The sequence below is a fragment of the Streptacidiphilus neutrinimicus genome, from assembly GCF_000787815.1.
GTDB classification, from domain to species: domain Bacteria; phylum Actinomycetota; class Actinomycetes; order Streptomycetales; family Streptomycetaceae; genus Streptacidiphilus; species Streptacidiphilus neutrinimicus.
In genome coordinates, this window is sequence record NZ_BBPO01000075.1 from 1 (window position 1) to 18,912 (window position 18,912).

Consider the following 18,912-nt stretch of genomic DNA (forward strand, 5'->3'; position numbering starts at 1 on the left):
GGGCACGTCCGCCCCCGCCGCGGCGCCCTCCGCGGCGACGACCGCCACGCTCCAGCAGGAGCAGGCGAAGGTCGACGCTGCACAGTCCGCGGCCGCGGCCGCCGATTCGGACGCGGCGACCGACCCGAACGGCTAGCCGCCGAGGGCCGGAAAGGTCGGGCCAGGACAGGTGAGGCTGTGTCAGGCTGCGCCGCATGGCCTCCTCCGCATCCTTCCCGCCCGCATCCGACCCGGACCCCGTCCCCGCGCCCACCGCGCCCACCGCTGATGCGGCGTCGGCCGCCGACGCCGCACCCACCGCATCCGCCGCTGACGCCTGGCAGGCCGCCGACTCCGCATCCGCCGCCGACGCCGGGCAGGCCACCCCGGACTCGCTGCCGCGTCAGCTCGCGCGGACGCGCCGCTTCACCCTCGGCGCGCCCGCCCAGCTCGCCGTCACCGCCGACGGCGCGACCGTGCTGTTCCTGCGCGGTCGCGACGGCGCGGACGCGCGGACCTGCCTGTGGGCGCGCGAGCTCGCCACCGGGGAGGAGCGGGTCGTCGTCGACGGCGCCGACGGGGCCGTCACCGCCTACGGGACGGACGCCGCCGGCCGCCGGGTCGCCTTTGTGCGGGCCGGGCGGCTGTGGCTCGCCGACCTCGGGACCGGCCCGTCCGCGCCGGACGTCGTACGGCCCGTGCACGGCGTCCATGGGCCGGTGTCGGATCCGCGGCCGGATCCGACCGGCAGGCGGATCGCGTACCTGGACGGCCGCGCGCTGCGGGTCGTCGACCTGGCCGGGAGCGACGACCGGGCCGTGGCCGCGCCGGGGCCGGGCGACGGGCCCGAGGTCCGCTACGGCGTGTCCGAGCATGTCGCCCGGGAGTCGATGTCCCGCCCCTGCGGCTACTGGTGGTCGCCCGACGGCCAGCGGCTCCTCGTCGCCCGGATCGACGAGGAGCCCGTCGCCGTCTGGTACGTCGCGGATCCGGCGAACCCGGCCGTGCCGCCCCGCGCCGTCCGGTACGCGTCCGTCGGGACGGCCAACGCGGACGTGCGGCTGGGCATCGTGGACGCCGTCCGACGGGAGCACCCTCGGCCCGAGGCCGAGGGAGACTGGACCGAGGTGGCCTGGGACCGGGCCGCCTTCGAGTACCTGACCAGCGCCGGCTGGGACGCGCACGGCCCGTTCGCCTCCGTGCAGAGTCGCGATCAGCGGACCGTGCGCGTCCTCGGCGTCGATCCGGCCGCCGGCGCGACGCGGCTGCTGGCCGAGCAGCACGACGAGGCGTGGGTCCAGCTCGTGCGCGGCCTGCCGGTCCGGACCGCATCCGGCGCGCTGCTGACCCACCTGGACGTCGGCGACACCCGGCACCTGGCCGCCGACGGCGAGCCGCTGACCCCGCCCGGCCTCAACCTGCGCGAGGTGCTCGGCGTCGACGGCGACGACGTCCTGTTCACCGCGACGTCCGAGAGCGACCCCTTCTCGACGCACCTGTGGCGCGTCGGTGTCCCGGACGGCACGCCGGAGCAGCTCAGCGCGGAGCCGGGCGTGCACGACGGCGTGCTGCGCGGCGGCGCTCTGGTCCGTCCGGGCGATCTTGCCGACCTCTCCGAGACGCCGCTCGTCCCGCTGCGGCGGACGCTGCTCCGGGTCGGCGAGCGGCGGCTCTGCACGGCCGTGCACCTGCCGTCCTGGCACACCCCGGGCTCCCGGCTGCCGGTCCTGCTGGACCCCTACGCCGGTCCGGCGATGCAGCGGGTCACCGCGGGCGGCGGCTGGGCGACGCACCTGTCGCAGTGGTTCGCCGAGCAGGGCTTCGTCGTGCTGGTCGTCGACGGGGTGGGCACGCCCGGCCGCGGCCCGCGCTGGGAGCGCGAGGTTCACGGCGACGTCTTCGCCGGCCCGCTGCGCGACCAGATCGACGCGCTGCACGCCGTCGCCGAGACGCACCCGGAGTACGGGCTGGACCTGGAGCGGGTCGCCATCCGCGGCTGGTCCTACAGCGGCTCGCTCGCCGAGGTCGCGGTGCTGCGCCGCCCGGACGTCTTCCACGCGGCGGTGGCCGGCGCCGGCGTGACCGACCAGCTGCTCTACGACACGCACTGGCGCGAGCGGTTCCTCGGCCACCCGGACAGCTCACCCGAGGCCTACGCCGCCTGCGACATCCTGCGCGACGCGCCGAAGCTGCGCCGCCCGCTGCTGCTGATGCACGGTCTGGGCGACGACAACGTCTTCCCCGTCAGCACACTGCGACTCTCCCAGGCCCTGCTGGCGGCGGGCCGCCCGCACGAGGTCCTGCCGCTGAGCGGCGCGGGCCACCGGGTGACGCAGCAGGCCGTCGCCGAGAACCTGATCCTGCACCAGCTGGACTTCCTGCGGCGGGCGCTGCGGCTGAAGGACTGAGGGACCGAGGACGGCCGGGTGGGCGAGGCGGGGCCGGTCAGACGCCGGTGACGGTGGTCAGCAGGACGACCGCGTCGCTCAGGGCCATCAGGTCGTGCCGCTCCTGGGGCACCTCGGCGAGTTCGCCCGCGGCGAGGGAGACCATCGCGCCGGACTCCGTGCTGATCTGCACGCTCCCGGCCAGCACCAGCACGCTGGCGGCGTGCGGGGACTCGTGCTCACCCATCACGGACCCCTGGGTCAGCGCGATGAGGGACTGGCGCAGCATGTTCAGATGCAGCAGCAGGCGCGCGGCCCGCCCGTTGGGCGACTGCCGCGCCTGCTCGAGCTGGCCGCGGGCGACGAGGGTGAGTTCGTCCATGGGATCAGTGTGGGGGCGGCGCCTTGTGTCCGCACGGCGAGGTAAACCAGGTGCCGGGAGGTCCGCTGTCCGGCGAGAATGCCGCATGACCACCACAGCAGCCGCGCCGCAGTGCGCGCCCGCCGCCGTCCACGCGCCCGTCGAGTCGCTCGCGGTCGTGGTGGAGCGTCGCGTCGCGAGCGCGCTGGGCGGGGCGGAGCCCCTGCTGCGGCGGAGTGACCGGGCGGACTTCCAGGCCAACGGCGTGCTGCCGCTGGCCAAGGCGCGGGGGACGAATCCGGCCGCTCTCGCGGCCGAGGTCGCCGCGCGGGTCGCGGAGCTGGATGTGGTCGCGCACTGCGCGGCCTCGGGGCCGGGCTTCCTCAACATCGACGTCACCGACCGGGCCCTGCTGGAGAACCTGGCCGCGCGGGTGGCCGATCCGCGGCTCGGGGTGCCGCTGATCGCCGCGCCCGGCGTGACCGTCGTCGATTTCAGTTCGCCCAACGTCGCCAAGGAGATGCACGTCGGCCACGTGCGGTCGACGGTGATCGGCGACGCGCTGGCCCGGGTGTTCGCGTTCACCGGGGAGACCGTGGTCCGGCGGAACCACGTCGGCGACTGGGGCACCTCCTTCGGCATGCTCATCGAGCAGCTCTTCGAGGAGGGGGAGACCCCACAGGACATCCACGCGCTCGGGGCGGCGTACCGGCGGGCGCGGGCGCGGTTCGACGCGGAGGCGGACTTCGCCGAGCGGGCCCGGCTGCGGGTCGTCGCCCTGCAGGCCGGGGACGAGCGGACACTGGCGGAGTGGCGGGAGCTGGTGGCGGTGTCCCAGCGGCACTTCCAGGAGATCTACGCCCAGCTCGGGGTGCTGCTCCAGGAGTCCGACGCGGTCGGCGAGAGCCACTACAACCCGAAGCTGCCGCAGGTCTGCGCGGACCTGGAGGCGGCGGGCATCGCGGTCGCGTCGCAGGGCGCCCTCTGCGTCTTCCCCGAGGGCGAGGGCGAGGGCGAGGGCGAGGGCGAGGGCCGGGGCGACGGCGGCGCGCCGCTGATCGTGCGGAAGGGCGACGGCGGTTACGGCTACGCGGCGACCGACCTGGCGGCGGTCCGGGAGCGGGTGGGCGGCCTGGGGGCGCGGCGGCTGCTCTACCTGGTGGACGCGCGGCAGGCGCGGCACTTCGCGCAGGTCTTCGCGACGGCGCGGCGGGCGGGCTGGCTGCCGGAGGGGGTGACGGCGCGGCACCTCCCCTTCGGCATGGTGCTCGGCGCCGACGGGCGGCCGTTCCGGACCCGGTCGGGTGACACGGTCGCGCTGCAGGAGCTGCTCGACCAGGCCACGGCGAAGGCGGCGGAGATCGTCGCCGCCAAGAACCCCGGGCTGACCGGGCAGGAGCTGGCCACCCGGGCGCGGCAGGTCGGCGTGGGCGCGCTCAAGTACGCGGACCTTTCCAACAACCGGATCAAGGACTACGTCTTCGACCCGGACCGGATGCTCTCGCTCACCGGCGACACGGCGACCTACCTCCAGTACGCCCATGCCCGGATGCGCTCGGTGCTGCGGAAGGCCGCTGAGGCCGGTCGGGGCGGCGAGCCGGGCGCCGTGGCGTGCGGGCTCCCCTTGGAGCCCGCCGAGCGGGCGCTCGGACTGCTGCTGGACGAGTTCGGCGCCGCGGTCGCCGCCGTCGCGGAGACGTGTGAGCCGCACCGGCTCTGCGCCTACCTGCACGCTCTGGCCACGGCTTTCTCGGGGTTCTGGGAGCACTGCCCGGTACTGATGGCCGAGGACGAGGGGGTCCGGCGGAACCGGCTGCTGCTCTGCGCGCTCAGCGCGCGGACGCTGGAGCTGGGGATGGGCCTGCTGGGGATCGAGGCTCCGCCGCAGCTGTAGTGGCCTCCAGGCACCTGGGGATAACTTCATCCCTCTTGGCAGAGACGGATGTTCGCCACGAGGGGCGGTGCCGACGCACTGTGCGCCCTGTGGCCAAACGGATATGTCGAGCCGTCAGTTTCATTGCATAACAGGCGAGTTGAGCGAACCTGTGAGCGGCCTTTCAGTGGGCCCGTGACGGGCGCCGGGGCCGCTCGCGGGACGGCAGGACCCTCGTGCGGCCGCATAGTTATCCACAGGGCCGAACCCTAACGCGCCGGATACTGTGGATAACGACGGACGTCTACTCCGTGAGGATGACTTTTCCCTCATCCGGGCCTAGGGCCGATCGCGACCATGGGCTGATGAACCTCATACCTCTCCAGGCTACGGTGCAGTTGTGTTGACCCACCTGCTCGCAGCGGTGAACCCGATGAACGGGTCCTCGCTGCTGTCCGCGTTCGGCGCGCTCGCCGTGCTGGTCGTGACGTTCGCCGAATCAGGCCTGCTGATCGTCGGCTTCTTCCTGCCCGGGGACACCCTGCTGTTCCCCGCCGGCGTCCTGTGCGCGGCGCCCGCCGCGCACGGGGGCACGAGCCTGGCGCTGTGGCAGGTGCTCCTCGGCGCAGCGGTGGGTACCTGCCTCGGCAGTCAGCTGGGCTTCCTCATCGGCCGCCGGGGCGGTGTGGCCATGCTCGCGCGCTCCAGGAGCGCGCGCCTGAAGTCCACGGTGGCCCACGGCGAGGAGCTGCTGGCCCGCTACGGGCAGCGCAAGGCGATCTTCATCGGGCGGTTCATCCCGCTGGTCCGCACCGTTCTCGGTCCGGTCGCCGGGGTCCTGCAGGTCCCGACCAGGACCTTCACGGTGTGGCAGGTGGCGGGCGGCGTCGTGTGGTCGCAGTCGCTGGTCCTGCTCGGCTACTGGCTGGGCGCGGCCATCCCGGGCGTGGACAACTACCTGCTGCCGCTGGTGGCCCTGGTGGTGCTGGTGTCGTTCCTGCCGGTGCTGCTCGAGCGGCGCCGGAAGTCGTAGCCCGGGCGGCCCCGGCCGAGCGGTCCGCGACCGGGAGCTACAGCGCGGTGACCAACGCCCAGCCCGCCGCCGCGGCGGTGAGGCCCGCCGCGAGCGAACCGAGCACGTTCAGCGCCGCGAAGCGCAACGCCCCGGCGTCGAGCAGCCGCACCGTCTCGTAGCCGAAGGTCGAGAACGTGGTCAGGCCGCCGCAGACACCCGTCCCGACGAAGAGGGACACGTCGGTCGGCCAGCCCTCCCGGGCCACGCCCGCGGCGATCATGCCGAGGACGAAGGAGCCGACCACGTTGACCGTGAACGTGCCCCACGGGAAGAGGCTGTCGTGCCGCGACTGCACCGCGCGGTCGGTGAGGTAGCGCAGCGGGGCGCCCAGCATGCCGCCCACGAAGACCAGCAGGACCGCCATCAGAGCACGACCTCCACGCGGTCCAGGGTGATCAGGCCGTTGCCCTCGCCGAGCACCTCGCGCACCTGGGGGACGAACGCCCGCACGCGGGCCTCCTCGTCGACCACGACGACGGCGATCGGCAGGTCCTCGGCGAGGTCCAGCAGCCGGGTGGTGTGGACGCGGCCGTGACGGCCGTAACCCTCGATGCCGCGGAAAACGGCCGCCCCGGCGAGCCCCGCCGCGTGGGCGCGGTGGACGATCTCGGAATAGACGGGCCGGTGGTGCCACTTCCCGCTCTCGCGCAGGTAGACGGTCATCCGCAGCCGGACCTCGGGTTCGGACGTCATCAGCGCTGCCCTTCCGTACTCGGCACGGGCTCCGGTTCCGCGACCGGCCCACCGCGACGGCGGGCGCGCGGCAGCGTCCGGGTCAGGGCCGCGCCGCCGAAGACGGCGAGGAGCCCGAGCACGACGCTCGCCAGCAGGTACAGGCCTGCCGTGCCGAGGTGACCGCCGCCGAGCAGCCCGCGGGTCTCCAGCATCGCGGTCGAGAAGGTCGTGTAGCCGCCGCAGATGCCGACGCCCAGGAAGGGACGGCGGTAGCGCGACGGCGGCCAGACCTCGAGGACCAGGTACATGAGGCCGCCCAGCACAGCGCACCCGGTCACGTTGGTGATCAGCGTCGCCCAGGGGAAACCCCCGGCGGGCGTCGGGATGCCGCGCGCCAGGCCGTAGCGGGCGATGCTGCCGATCCCGCCGCCGACCGCGATGACGGCGACGATGTCGAGGTCCCGTCTCGCGGTCCGCCAACCGCCCTGCCCGTCCCTGGTCACGCCGTCCCTGGTCACGCGACAAGCGTATCCGTGCCCGTCAGGGGGCCGAGTTCGGCACCTTCGGGCTGAGCGCGTAGGCCCGGGTCGGGGTCATGCCGCCGTATCCCGGCAGGGAGACGGTGTCGAAGGTGCTCACCTGGGCGCAGCTGTTCTGGTTGGCGGTCTGCGCGTGCGCGTCGGTCAGCGCCGCCTTGGTGTTGGCCGGCGCCGGCGCGGCGCTGCCGCCCGGGAAGGCGCTGCCGCTGGACCAGTCGGAGCCGATCAGCAGCACGATCGAGCTGCTGACGCTGCTCTGCTTGACCGCCGAGGACTTCAGGCCCAGGTCCTTGGCGACGGCCTGCGCCTCCGCGGACTTGCCGGCCGGGTAGGTGAGGGTCGTGGTCGAGGTCGAGGGGCCGCTGAGGGCGACGGTGTTCTGGCTGAAGCCGTCACCGATCAGCTTCTGGCTGATCGCGCCGGCGCGGCCGCTGATGCCGGTGCCGTTCTCGACCTTCACCGCCACGTCCGCCTTGTTGACCGGGCTGGCGGTCGCGGAGGGGGAGGCGCCGCCCTTGCTCTTGCTCTTGATCTCGCTGAGCGACTGGTCGTTGGCGATAGAGTCGAACAGCGACCGGGCGCCCGGGCCGACGACCAGGCGGGCGCTGTTCGCGGGGTCGGGCAGCGTCTGCATGGTCAGGAACGTGATGTTGTCCATGGAGATGCCGCTCAGCTCCTGGCCGAGACCGGCGAGCTTGAAGACGCTGCTCAGACCGGTGTCCACGGTCAGCGCCTTGGTGGCGGCCTGGGCCAGGCTGTACATCGCGGGGATGTCGGTGAGCGTGCCGGCGCTCTTCATCTTCTTCACCATGTCCGAGATGAACAGGTGCTGCGCGAAGGTGCGCCCGAGGTCGCCGCCGTCGCCGAAGCCGTGCCGGGTGCGGACGAACTCCAGGGCGGAGACGCCCTTGAGGGTGTGCGGGCCGGCGGCCAGCTTGAGGTGCGAGTACGGGTCGTAGACGTTCTTGTCGACGCAGACGTTGACGCCGCCCACCGCGTCCGACATGGCGACCACGCCGCCGAAGTCGACCTTCATGAAGTGGTCGATGTGGATGCCGGTCAGCTGTTGCACCGCCGCGACGCTGCAGCCCGGGCCCCAGTTGAGCGCGGCGTTGATCATGTCGGTGTGGGCCGGCTGGCTCGGCGAGCCCTTGACGGAGTCGCACTGCGGGATGGTGGCCTCCAGGTCGCGCGGGACGCTCATCACCGTCGCGTTGGAGCGGTCCGCGGAGACGTGCAGCACCATCTCGACGTCGGCGCGGGCGCCGGGGCTCCCGCAGTCGCCGCCCAGGTTGCAGTCGGCCTGGCTGTCGCGCTCGTCGGAGCCGATCAGCAGGATGTTGATCGGGCTGCGCCCGAAGGCGTCGACCTTCTCCTTGCTGCTGCAGGTGGCGCCGGAGCAGAGGTCGGACGAGGTGATGTTGCCGTCCAGGGAGTGCACCACGTAGTAGGTGCCGGCGGCCCCGATCACCGCCAGGGAGAGCACGATCGCACCGGCGATCTTGAGGCCCTTGTGCTTGCTGCCGCCGGATTTCTTCCGGCCGCGCCGCGCCGCGGCGCGGCCTCCGAGAGCCGTGGAGCCGCCTGAGCCGTCGCTGTCGCCCGTGGTCCCGCCGTCGGCTATGGAGGAGCCTGCCCGGCGTCGGCCCTGTCCTGCGGCGCGGTTTGCGGTCACGGTCACATCCTCTGCGGCGAGCTTCGGTCCACCCCCGGGGTGGGGCACTGTAGCAATCCCCGCTGGGCGATCCCTGGGAGGCGGGTTCGACTCCCGTTTTGATGGGTATAAGGGGCGACTCTGCCACAGCTCTGATCACAAATGGAACGGCGGGGGTCACATCCGGGGAGCATCCTTGTGCCCGCGCGGCCTGATCGCCCCCGTGGCCAGCGCGAACACATGCCGCACGTGTACGTAGAGGTCCTGTGCACTTCCTCTGCGCGCATTGACGCCCCTGCTGACACCCCACGAAGATGGGTGGTCGTTGTCACAGAACCGGTCATCCTCTCCCAGCCTTCGGCCGGGGGTACCCCCACCGGTCGTCGGACCGGCCGAGGCCCGAAGGGCGCTGCACACCTTGATAGTGATCGACGCCGTGACCAAGCGGTATCCCGACGGGACCACCGCGGTCGACCGGCTCACACTGGAGATCCCCGACGGCTCGATCACGGTGCTGGTAGGCCCCTCCGGCTGTGGCAAGACCACCACCCTGCGCATGATCAACCGGATGGTCGAGCCCACCGAGGGCCGGATCCTGCTGGACGGCCGGGACGTGCGCGAGGCCCCGGTCAACGCGCTGCGCCGTTCCATGGGTTACGTCATCCAGCACGCAGGGCTCTTCCCGCACCGCAGCGTGGTCGACAACATCGCCACCGTCCCGCGCCTGCTCGGCTGGGACAAGAACAAGGCGCGCGACCGGGCGAGGGAGCTGATGGAGCGCGTCGGTCTGGACGCCTCCTTCGCCAAGCGCTACCCCTACCAGCTCTCCGGTGGTCAGCAGCAGCGCGTCGGCGTCGCCCGCGCCCTGGCCGCGGACCCGCCGGTGCTGCTGATGGACGAGCCGTTCTCCGCCGTCGACCCGATCGTCCGCAAGGGCCTCCAGGACGAACTGCTGCGCATCCAGGCTGATCTGGGCAAGACCGTGGTCTTCGTCACCCACGACATCGACGAGGCCATCAAGCTCGGCGACATGGTCGCGGTGCTGCGCGAGGGAGGGCGCCTGGCCCAGTACGCGCCGCCCGCCCAGCTGCTCTCCGCGCCCGCCGACGCGTTCGTGGAGGACTTCCTCGGTGTCGACCGCGGCATCCGCCACCTGTCCTTCTTCGGCACTGAGGGGCTGGAGCTGAGCACCGAGCCGATCGTCGCCGAGGACGCCACGGCCGAGCAGGTCCGCGCCGCCACCCTCGCGGAGACCCCCTTCGTCCTGGTCACCGACGCCGAGGGCCGCCCGCGCGGCTGGGCCGACGCGCTCGACCTGGCCACCGGCGGGGCGGGCGAACTGCTGCCCTACGGCCACGCGTTCACGATCGGCCGCGACTCGCTGCGGGCCGCGCTCGACTCCGCGGTGCTCTCGCCCACGGGCTGGGCCGTCGCCGTCGACGAGCAGGGCCGCGCCGTCGGGGTCGCCGCCCAGGAGGCCGTCGCCGCCGCGATACGCAGCGCCCACACGGCGGACGTGCTGCGGTGAGCCACGGAGGATTCTTCGAGGTCCCGAGCGACCTGCAGAACACCTGGTGGGGTCTGGTCGGCTGGCAGCTGCAGCTGACGCTCGTCCCCGTCCTGTGCGGGCTGGTGATCGCGCTGCCGATCGCCCTGTTCTGCCGCCGCTTCGGCTGGATCTACCCGCCGGTCCTGGGCGTCTCCACCGTCTTCTACGCGGTCCCCTCGCTGGCCCTCTTCGTGTTCCTGATCGACTGGTTCGGCGAGAGCGACCTCACCGTCGAGATCCCGCTGACCCTCTACACCCTGGTCGTGCTCGTGCCGGCCATCGTCGACGGCATGCGCTCGGTCTCCGAGGACACCCGTGCGGCCGCGGAGGCCATGGGCTTCGGCACGCTGCGCCGCTACTTCCAGGTGGAGCTCCCGATCGCCGTCCCCGCCGTCTTCGCGGGCCTGCGCGTCGCCACCGTCTCCAGCGTCAGCCTGGTCAGCGTCGGCATGCTGATCGGCAACGAGGGCGCGCTCGGCAACCTGCTCTCCGACGCCCTCAACTACCACCGCCCGCTCCTCGCCTGGGACGCGGTGCTCTCCATCGCCGTCATCGGCGTGCTGCTGGACACCCTGCTCGTGCTGGCCCGGCGGCTGCTGACGCCCTGGGCGAGGAAGGCCACGGCCAAGTGAACATCTTCGGCTACGCCCAGCAGTTCTTCGACGCCCCCGGCCGCTGGTCCGGCGCCGACGGCATCCCCACCCGCATGCTGGAACACGTCCAGTACAGCGCGCTGGCCCTGCTGATCGCCCTGGTGATCGCGCTGCCCGTCGGCCTGGTCACCGGTCACACCGGCCGCGGCGGCAACGCCCTGGCCGTGCTGGCGACGGCCGCCCGCGCGCTGCCGTCCTTCGGCCTGCTGGTCCTGCTCACCATCCTGATGGGCCTGGGCCTGACGCCGGTGATGGTTCCCCTCGTCGCCCTCGCCGTCCCGCCGATCCTGGTCACCACCTACGAGGCGATGCGCGGCGTCGACCCCTCGCTGGTCGACGCGGCACGCGGCGTCGGCCTGCCCTGGTGGCGCGTTCTCGCCCAGGTCGAGCTGCCGGTGGCGCTGCCGCTGATCCTGAGCGGGATCCGCTCGGGCGCCATCCAGATCGTCTCGACCGCGACGATCGCCGCCTACGTCTCCTTCGGCGGCCTCGGCCGCTACATCGTCGACGGCCTCAGCCAGGTCGACTACGCCAAGGTCGTGGGCGGCGCCGTGCTGGTCGCGGCGCTGGCGCTGGCCACCCTGGGGCTCTTCTGGCTGCTGGACAGGCTCCTGGTCTCGCCCGGGGTGCGCCGCGGCCGGTAGCCGGCCCCCGCGCCCCGTCGCGCCGTGGCTACTCCTCCTCGGCGCGCTGGAGCGCCAGTTCGAGCACCACCAGCAACGCGTCGCGGACGCTGCCGCGCTCCCGCGCGTCGAAGAGGACCAGCGGCACGGAGTCCGGGATGTCGAGCGCCCAGCGGACCTCGTCGAGGTCGTGGTCGAGGTTGCCGTCGAAGACGTTGATGCCGACGGCGAAGGGCAGGCCCTTGTTCTCGAAGTAGTCGACCGCCGCGAAGCAGTCGTCCAGCCGCCGGGTGTCCACGATCACCAGGCCACCGAGCGCGCCTGCGACCAGGTCGTCCCACATGAACCCGAACCGGTCCTGGCCGGGAGTGCCGAACAGGTACAGCTTCAGGGTCGGGTCGAGGGTGATGACGCCGAAGTCCATCGCCACCGTGGTGGTGGTCTTGTGCGGAGTGTGCGTCAGGTCGTCGACGCCCGCGGCGACCTCCGTGATGGAGGCTTCCGTCGTCAGCGGGTCGATCTCGGAGATGGAGGCGACGGTCGTGGTCTTGCCCACGCCGAAGCCGCCCGCGATGACCATCTTGACCGGCAGCGGCGGGCGGCCCGCACCGGACGCGGAGGGGTTAGGCAGGGCGGTTGTTGTCACGCGTGAGACCTCGCGAGTCGGGGACGGCGCGGAGCCCGTCGATCACCCGTCGCAGGACGGAGAGGTCGTGGGCGGCGTCGGCCTGGGGAGCGTGGACGGTCAGGTGTCCGGCGGAGCGCAGGTCACCGGCGAGCACCCGCACCACGTTGAGGTGGTGCTGCAGCCGGGCCGCGAGCTCCGCGAGCGACAGCGGTTCGCGGCAGGCCGCGACGATGTCGTGCTGTTCGAAGGTGAGCGACGGCAGCGCGTCGAGGCCCGCCGCCGTGGTGACGACCTGGGTCTCCAGCGGGAGCCGGTCCGCGTCGGTCGTCCGTCCCGCGGTGACCAGGAACGGCCGGACGGAGAGGCTGCGCCGGACGGGCTCGCCGACGGGTCCCGGCCCGGCCGCCGCCGCGGTTGCCGACGCCGCGGTTCCCGGTGCCGAGGCGTCGACGGGCGCGGAGGCGGAGCCGGTCGCGGGCTCGTCCTCCTCCGGCGGGTCGACGTAGGGCCGCAGCGGCCGGACGACCCCCTCGCCGCGTCTTCCGGAGGTGTCGTCGGAGCCGCTCACGCGCCGACGCCGTTCTTCAGCTCCATGATCAGCTGCGGGCTGAGCGCGGCCCCGGCGCGGTTGGCGAAGAGGGTCATCTCGTAGGCGATGTTGCCCAGCTTGGCCTCCTTGGAGGTCACCACGCCGAGCACGCAGCCGTTGCCGATCGAACTGACCAGCAGGTGGCCGCCCTCCAGGTCGATGATGACCTTGTTCAGGCCGCCCAGGCCGTAGTTGCCGGAGGCGCCCGCCGCCAGGCTGGTGATGCCGGAGACGATCGCGGCCAGCCGCTCGGAGTCGGCGTGGTCGCGGAGCCTGGAGACGGCGATCAGGAGGCCGTCGGAGGAGACGGCGATGGCGTCGACGACGCCGGCGGTCTCCCCGGCGAAGCGGCCCAGCAGCCAGGTGAAGTCCGCCGCGGCGCCTTGCAGGTCCTGCACGGTGGGATCGGTCGTCACTGTCCCACTCCTTCCGTTCTCTCAGGGGTGCTGGTCGTGCCGTTGGTGCTGGTGGAACCGATACTGCTGTCGCGCTCGGCGCGGCTGACCGCGGCTTCGAACTCCTCCAGGGCGGAGCGCACTTCGTCCGGATCCGCGGGGCGGGCCGCGAAGTGGACGGCGCCGCCTCGGTCCTCGCGCAGGGTCGCCCCGCGCACCCGTCGCTTCAGCCCCCCGCTCGCCTGGACGCCGTCGGCGCCGGTCTCGTTCCCGTCGCCGTGGGTGCGGGCGCCGGCGGACGCGAGGGCGGGGGCCGGCTCCGGAGCCGGAATCGCCGCCTTCAGACGCGCGGGGGAGGGCGCGAGCGCGGGCGCCGCGACCGCGGACCAGGTGAGGCCCGCGAGCGTCGCGCCCGGGGTGACCAGATCGGCGGGCAGGGCGACGTCGCAGGTCACACCGCCGCCAGGGGTGTGCGACAGGGTGACCCTGAGGTCCCAGCGGCGGGCGAGCACGCCGACGACGAAGAGGCCGAGCACTCTGGTGGGCGCCAGGTCCAGGCGCTCGCGGCGGACCAGCCGGGCGTTCTCCTCGAGGAGCCGTTCCGCGCTCATGCCGAGACCGTGGTCGACGATCTCCAGCACCGCCTGGCCGTGACGCTCCCGCAGCGTCACGGCGACCTCGCTGTGCGCGGGGGAGAAGGAGACCGCGTTCTCCAGCAGTTCCGCCAGCACCAGGACGAGGTCGTTGACGAGGTCCGGCGCCACGGTCGCGTCGACGTCGGCCAGCAGCCGGACCCGCTCGAAGCCCTCGATCTGGCCCAGCGCGGCCCGGACGACGTGACTCAGTTCGGCCGGGCGACCGTCGAGTTCGGTGTCCCGCAGGCCGGCCAGCAGCATCAGGGAGTCGGCGTTGCGCTGCAGACGCACCGCGATGTGGTCGATCCGGTAGAGCTGTTCGAGCAGCGCGGGGTCGGTCTCCCCGCGCTCCACCGCGTCGATCAGCCCCAGTTGACGTCCCGTCAGGTTGGCGACCCGGCGTCCGATGTTGCCGAACATCTCCGCGATGTTGCGGCGGCTCTGCGCCTGCCGCTCCAACAGCGCGCCGGCGGTGGCCTGCACCTGGTTGAACGCCCTGGCCAGCTCGCCGATCTCGTCGCTCGCCAGGATCGGCAGGTCCTCCAGCTGCGGGGGGCCGTCGGCTGCGGGGGTGTCCTCGTCCGCGACGCGCGCCAACTCCTGGGCGGAGAGCTCGGAGACGCGCCGCGCGGCCTCGGTCACCTGCTGCAGCGGACCGACGATCGAGCGGCGGATGAGCGTGAGCAGCAGCACCCAGCCGAGGAAGAGGACGACGGCGAGGACGAGCAGCAGGCTCGCCCGCCACCAGGAGCGGCTCGAGTCGCGCCGGGCCTCGGCGGCGATCTGCGGGATCAGCCTGCTGATGACGCCGGCCCGCTGCTGGGACTCCCGGTCGGCCGCCGGCTCCAGCGCCTGCGCCGCCTTGCCTGCGGCGCGCAGTTGCGCTGCGGTGGGGTTGGCCACGGCCGAGATGTTCTGCGCCAGGTCGCTGAGCGTCGACTCGAGTTGCAGCTCGTCCGGGCCGAAGTCGATCTCGTAGAGAGCGCTGGACCGGTCGGCCGGCGCGACCGCGGCGAAGCGGGCCTGCTGGGCCTTGTAGAGCTGGTAGCTGCTCTCCGCCACACCGAACTGGACGACGGCGTCGGAGTCCCTGGTGAGCGCGGAGACGACGGACGTCTCGAACTGCGCGTGGGCCGAGTCGGCCCGGAGCAGCACGTCGAGCTGGTCCGCGAGGCGCGCGGCGCTCTGGCTGTGCTGCTGTGCGGTGAGGCCGAGGCCGTCGATCAGGCCCTCGGAGACGTCGCCGTAGGCGGCGTCGATGTTCTCGGTCGGGAGGAGGCCGGAGGCGACGGCCTGGCGAGCCAGGCCGAGCCCGTACGGCCCCAGTCTCTGCAGCGCGGTGTCCAGCTCCGCCGGCATCGCGCTGCCGAAAGCCCGTCGGACGGCGGCCGCCTGGGCGTCCGTGGCGTGCTGCGCGGCCGCGTAGGCGGCGCGGTCGGCCGGGTTCCTGCCGACGCCGGCCGTGGTGCTCCAGTAGCTCTCGTAGGCGAGGATCGCCTGCGCCTGCTCGCGCTGGATGTCGTCGACGAGGCGGGCGACGGTGGCGCTGTTGCCGAGCAGGCCGGCCTCGGTCGCCGCGGACTGGGCCTGGTTGACCTGGCCCGCCATGGCCACCGTGCCGAGCAGGGTGATGACGACGAGCGGGGCGGCGATCAGCGTGTTGAGCTTGCGCCGGAACGGCAGCCGGGTGAGACGTCGTCCGAGCCGGTCGGCCAAGGTGTCCAGGGAGGACAAGAGGATCTCCTAATGTCCCTGTGCTTCCTGAGTGTTGACGGTGCATCCGGCGGCGGGTCGAACCTGAGCCCGCCCCCCGAACCCGTGACCGCGGCGAGACTACCGGTTGAGCGGTCCGTTTGTCAGAGGCGACTGTGAATATTGCGCGACAACGAGGCCCTCGGACTTCCAGTTTTCGTGCGGGGCGGTACACCATCGTTCGGTCCCAGGAGGTCGATCGTGACCAAATATCCGTTGACTCACCTGCGTCACAGCGGATTTGATCATCTGTGGCCTGGGTGAACCACGCCCGAACGACACCCGACGAGCCCACGACCGAGCACAGCGACCACAGCAGAAGCCGGATTGGAACCGTGACCTTCTTCCTCGCCTCCCGCTCCACCCGTACCCGTTCGGCCGCTGTCGTGGTGGCCGCCGCGGCCGCCGTCGCCCTCTCCGCCTGCGGCTCGTCCAGCTCGACCGCCGGAAACCCGCTGGCGCCCTCGGCGAGCACGGGCGGCGGCGTCATCACCGTCGGCAGCAACAACTTCTCCGAGAGCACGATCCTGGCCGACATCTACGGCCACGCCCTCGCGGCCAAGGGCTTCCAGGTGAAGTACCACCCGAACATCGGCAGCCGTGAGATCTCCTACGGGCTGATGAAGAACGGCGCGGTCACCCTGATGCCGGAGTACAACGGCGCGCTGCTCGCCTATCTCGACCAGAAGGCGGTCGGGACCAGCACCGCCGACACCGACGCCAAGACCGCCGCCAAGCTGAGCCCGACGCTGCAGCTGCTCAACCCCTCCGCGGCCGAGGACAAGGACTCGCTGACGGTCAACGCCGCCACCGCGAAGCAGCTGAACCTGACCGCGACCTCGACCATCAGCTCGCTGAGCAAGGACGCGAGCTCGCTCGTCATCGGCGCCTCCCCGGAGTTCCAGACCCGCGAGCAGGGCCTGGTGGGGCTGAAGGACACCTACGGTCTGACCTTCAAGAGCTACAAGGCCCTGGACGCCGGCGGCACGCTGACCGAGACGGCGCTGCAGAACGGCAACGTCCAGATCGCCGACATCTTCACCACCGACTCCCTGATCCAGAAGAACGGCTGGGTGACCCTCGTCGACGACAAGGGCCTGTTCGGCTTCCAGAACGTGGTGCCGCTGGCGAACAAGTCGCTGCCGGCCGGGGCCGTCACCGTCCTCAACAACGTCTCGTCCAAGCTCACCACCGACAACCTGATGCAGTTGGACGCCCAGGTGGGCGCCCAGGGCGCGGACCCGGGCGCGGTCGCGGACGCCTGGCTCAAGGCCAACGGGCTCTCCTGACGCCTGGACGCCGAGAGGGGCGCGGCACCGTTTCGACGGTGCCGCGCCCCTCTCGTTGCGTCGGCCTGCTCGCTGTCAGTGCCCGTCGCCGTCGCCGATCAGGTCCTCGGTGCGGCCCTGGGCGTCGGGCTGGTTGTCCTCGACGCGGCGCAGCATCCGCTCCAGTGCGCCGGCCAGCTCCGAGCGCTCCTCGGCGCCGGCGTCCTGCAGCAGGCTCTCCTCGAAGACGGCGGCCATGCGCATGGACTCCAGCCACTTCTCGCGGCCCAGCTCGGTCAGCTCGATGTTGACGCGCACCCGGTTGCTCTCGTCCCGGCTGCGGGTGACCAGCCCGGCGGTGGCCATCCGGTCGACGCGGTGCGTCATCGCCGCCGGCGTCAGCCCGATCCGCTTGGCCAGCTCGCCCGGCCCGAGCCGGTAGGGGGCCCCGGCGACGATCAGCGCCTTGAGGACCTCCCAGTCCGCGGAGGAGATGCCGAGGTCGTTGAGGTGCCGTCCGTAGGCGACGGTCATGCGCCGGACCAAGCGGCTGAGGGTCGAGACGATCGTCTCGACCTGCGGATCCACATTGGGGAACTCGCGCTGGTAGACCGCGACCTGCTCGCTGATCGCGAGCTCGTGCGGCTCCTGGCCGGGCTCCTGCGACGACTCTGTCATGGCAGCCAGTATCTCACGCTCAAGCCTTGCGGGATTAAAAGTTGCCATCTGAAGACTTTAATAGTGTAGTCTTTCGTTCGATACGAAGACAGGGTCGCAAGAAGACGGCTCAAGAGACGGCTTGAGTGCGGATGAGAAGGGCGGTGTGCGAGATGGCGATCACGAGGGAGACGACGATGCGGGGGGCGCTGCGCCGCGTCCAGGTGGGGAACGCCCTGAGCGCCTTCGGCAGCGGGTTCACCCTTCCTTACATGTTCGTGTACGTGGAGAAGGTGCGCGGTCTGGGTTCGATGACCGCGTGGCTGGTCTTCACGCTGTTCGCCGCCGCCGCGCTGGTGGTGCTGCCGCTGGGCGGTCGTGGCATCGACCGCTTCGGGCCGCGCCCGGTGCTGGTCGCCGGAGCCGTGTTGACCGCCCTCGGCGCGCTCAGCTTCGGGCTGGCCACCACGCACTGGACGATCCTGGTCGCGGCCTTCCTCTTCGGCGCGGGTGTCACCACCACCCAGCCGGCACTGGCCACCATGGTGGTCCGCGCCTCCACCCGGGCGACCCGGGCGCACGCCTTCGCGCTGCAGTTCACCCTGGTCAACCTGGGCATGGGCATCGGCGCCATGCTCGGCGGCCAGATCGTCGACGTCTCCCGGCCGGGCAGCCTCACGCTGCTCTTCTCGATCGAGGCGCTGATGTTCCTGGTTCTCGCCGCCGTGACCGGCACCGTCCGGCTCCCGGCCGCGGCCCCGGACACCCTGGACGCCCCGGCCCGCAAGGCCGGCGGTTCGGACTTCCGGACGCTGCTGGGCGATCGGGCGATGGTGAAGCTCTCCGTCCTGGCCGGGCTGATCTTCTTCGCCTGCTACGGCCAGTTCGAGAGCGGTGTGGCCGCGTACGCGACCAGCACCGTCGGCATCTCGCCGTCCGCGCTCGGCATCGGCCTCGGCGTGAACACCTTCGCGATCGTGCTGCTGCAGATGTTCGTCGTCCGCATCACCGCGCGACGCCGCCGCACCACCGCCATCGCGGCGACCGGCATCGTCTGGCTGGCCGCCTGGATCTTCGCGGGCGTGGCGGGCCTCTTCCACGGCGGCTCGTTCGCCGCGATCGGCTCGATGATGATGACGTACGCCCTGTTCGGCGTCGGCGAGGCGCTGCTCGCGCCGACCCTCGGCCCGATCGTCGCCGACCTCGCCCCGGCGCGCCTGCTCGGCACGTACAACGCGGCCTTCGCACTGGTCAAGCAGGTGGCTATCGCGCTCGGGCCCGCGCTGGGCGTGCTCCTGGTGGGCGCCGGACTGTCGACGCTCTACCTCGCCGCGCTCGCCCTGTTCTGCGTCGCCATCACGGTCGTGGCCTGGCGGCTGCGCCGGGTGCTGCCCGCTGTCGCGGACAACGCCGCACCGGTCCGCAGTGCGGTGGTCGCCGGCTCCCCGCACACCGCGGAGCTCGCCACGGCCGCGTGACGGTCTGACGGCGCGAGGGTCTGACAGCGCGACGGCGTCACAGTGTCACGCCGTGACGGCGCGGCGGTGTGACGGCGCGGTCCTGGCTCCCCGGTCTTCGGCCGGGGAGCCTCTTTCTTGCACCTGAACGGGCGAAGCCGCC

General features: G+C 72.3%; 18 protein-coding genes. 8 read left to right on the forward strand and 10 right to left on the reverse strand.

The genetic code is table 11. The annotated features are described in order from the left end of the window. The first annotated feature begins 194 nt into the window (after nt 1-194). Nucleotides 195-2,387, forward strand: a complete 2,193-nt coding sequence (locus tag TR48_RS31685) for a prolyl oligopeptidase family serine peptidase (protein ID WP_152628296.1) — start codon at nt 195-197, stop codon at nt 2,385-2,387. A 37-nt stretch (nt 2,388-2,424) separates the two neighbouring features. Here TR48_RS31685 and TR48_RS31690 read toward each other — a convergent pair whose 3' ends face one another. After that, nucleotides 2,425-2,748 carry a cupin domain-containing protein gene (locus TR48_RS31690; protein WP_042373802.1) on the reverse strand — a complete coding sequence of 108 codons (324 nt, stop codon included), beginning with the start codon at nt 2,746-2,748 and terminating at the stop codon, nt 2,425-2,427. Between the two features lie 85 nt (nt 2,749-2,833). On the opposite strand from TR48_RS31690, the gene argS reads away from it, so the two are divergent. Together argS and TR48_RS31700 are read left to right on the forward strand one after the other, a co-directional pair. Then, nucleotides 2,834-4,621 carry an arginine--tRNA ligase gene (argS, locus tag TR48_RS31695; protein ID WP_042373803.1) on the forward strand — a complete coding sequence of 596 codons (1,788 nt, stop codon included), beginning with the start codon at nt 2,834-2,836 and terminating at the stop codon, nt 4,619-4,621. 379 nt (nt 4,622-5,000) lie between these two features. Further along, nucleotides 5,001-5,633 carry a DedA family protein gene (locus tag TR48_RS31700; protein WP_439654511.1) on the forward strand — a complete coding sequence of 211 codons (633 nt, stop codon included), beginning with the start codon at nt 5,001-5,003 and terminating at the stop codon, nt 5,631-5,633. A gap of 37 nt (nt 5,634-5,670) precedes the next feature. Here TR48_RS31700 and crcB read toward each other — a convergent pair whose 3' ends face one another. The 4 genes from crcB to TR48_RS31720 are packed head-to-tail and all read right to left on the reverse strand — an operon-like array spanning nt 5,671 to nt 8,564. Beyond that, on the reverse strand, nt 5,671-6,039 hold the full coding sequence (crcB, locus tag TR48_RS31705) for a fluoride efflux transporter CrcB (RefSeq protein WP_042373804.1): 369 nt from the start codon (nt 6,037-6,039) through the stop codon (nt 5,671-5,673). After that, complete coding sequence (locus TR48_RS31710; RefSeq protein WP_042373805.1) at nt 6,039-6,368, reverse strand: DUF190 domain-containing protein; 330 nt, start codon at nt 6,366-6,368, stop codon at nt 6,039-6,041. The genes crcB and TR48_RS31710 overlap by 1 nt, the downstream gene beginning before the upstream one ends. Next, entirely contained in the window at nt 6,368-6,868 is a 501-nt protein-coding gene (locus tag TR48_RS31715; RefSeq protein WP_201777185.1) for a fluoride efflux transporter FluC, read from the reverse strand. Before TR48_RS31715 ends, TR48_RS31710 begins: the two co-directional genes overlap by 1 nt. 22 nt (nt 6,869-6,890) lie before the next feature. Then, complete coding sequence (locus tag TR48_RS31720) at nt 6,891-8,564, reverse strand: LCP family protein (RefSeq protein WP_236652422.1); 1,674 nt, start codon at nt 8,562-8,564, stop codon at nt 6,891-6,893. 397 nt (nt 8,565-8,961) lie between these two features. On the opposite strand from TR48_RS31720, the gene TR48_RS31725 reads away from it, so the two are divergent. The 3 genes from TR48_RS31725 to TR48_RS31735 are packed head-to-tail and all read left to right on the forward strand — an operon-like array spanning nt 8,962 to nt 11,389. Next, on the forward strand, nt 8,962-10,071 hold the full coding sequence (locus TR48_RS31725; RefSeq protein WP_174501758.1) for an ABC transporter ATP-binding protein: 1,110 nt from the start codon (nt 8,962-8,964) through the stop codon (nt 10,069-10,071). Continuing rightward, complete coding sequence (locus TR48_RS31730) at nt 10,068-10,724, forward strand: ABC transporter permease (RefSeq protein WP_042373806.1); 657 nt, start codon at nt 10,068-10,070, stop codon at nt 10,722-10,724. Before TR48_RS31725 ends, TR48_RS31730 begins: the two co-directional genes overlap by 4 nt. Then, the gene (locus TR48_RS31735; RefSeq protein WP_042373807.1) at nt 10,721-11,389 is read left to right on the forward strand and encodes an ABC transporter permease; all 669 of its coding nucleotides are present in this window, start codon (nt 10,721-10,723) and stop codon (nt 11,387-11,389) included. Before TR48_RS31730 ends, TR48_RS31735 begins: the two co-directional genes overlap by 4 nt. 28 nt (nt 11,390-11,417) lie before the next feature. Here TR48_RS31735 and TR48_RS31740 read toward each other — a convergent pair whose 3' ends face one another. The 4 genes from TR48_RS31740 to TR48_RS31755 are packed head-to-tail and all read right to left on the reverse strand — an operon-like array spanning nt 11,418 to nt 15,349. Further along, nucleotides 11,418-11,948 (reverse strand): GTP-binding protein, encoded by a 531-nt coding sequence (locus TR48_RS31740; protein WP_084724684.1) that lies wholly within the window; start codon nt 11,946-11,948, stop codon nt 11,418-11,420. 43 nt (nt 11,949-11,991) lie between these two features. Beyond that, nucleotides 11,992-12,510, reverse strand: a complete 519-nt coding sequence (locus TR48_RS31745) for a DUF742 domain-containing protein (RefSeq protein ID WP_042373822.1) — start codon at nt 12,508-12,510, stop codon at nt 11,992-11,994. Nucleotides 12,511-12,560: 50 nt separating this feature from the next. Continuing rightward, nucleotides 12,561-13,001 (reverse strand): roadblock/LC7 domain-containing protein, encoded by a 441-nt coding sequence (locus tag TR48_RS31750; protein ID WP_042373809.1) that lies wholly within the window; start codon nt 12,999-13,001, stop codon nt 12,561-12,563. Next, complete coding sequence (locus tag TR48_RS31755; RefSeq protein ID WP_052443212.1) at nt 12,998-15,349, reverse strand: ATP-binding protein; 2,352 nt, start codon at nt 15,347-15,349, stop codon at nt 12,998-13,000. The genes TR48_RS31750 and TR48_RS31755 overlap by 4 nt, the downstream gene beginning before the upstream one ends. Nucleotides 15,350-15,702: 353 nt before the next feature. Here TR48_RS31755 and TR48_RS31760 point away from each other — a divergent pair, with 353 nt between their 5' ends. Next, nucleotides 15,703-16,656 (forward strand): ABC transporter substrate-binding protein, encoded by a 954-nt coding sequence (locus TR48_RS31760; RefSeq protein ID WP_042373810.1) that lies wholly within the window; start codon nt 15,703-15,705, stop codon nt 16,654-16,656. 75 nt (nt 16,657-16,731) lie between these two features. Here TR48_RS31760 and TR48_RS31765 read toward each other — a convergent pair whose 3' ends face one another. After that, entirely contained in the window at nt 16,732-17,313 is a 582-nt protein-coding gene (locus TR48_RS31765; RefSeq protein ID WP_042373811.1) for a MarR family winged helix-turn-helix transcriptional regulator, read from the reverse strand. Nucleotides 17,314-17,489: 176 nt separating this feature from the next. Here TR48_RS31765 and TR48_RS31770 point away from each other — a divergent pair, with 176 nt between their 5' ends. Beyond that, the gene (locus TR48_RS31770; protein WP_042373824.1) at nt 17,490-18,770 is read left to right on the forward strand and encodes an MFS transporter; all 1,281 of its coding nucleotides are present in this window, start codon (nt 17,490-17,492) and stop codon (nt 18,768-18,770) included. Nucleotides 18,771-18,912 lie beyond the last annotated feature (142 nt).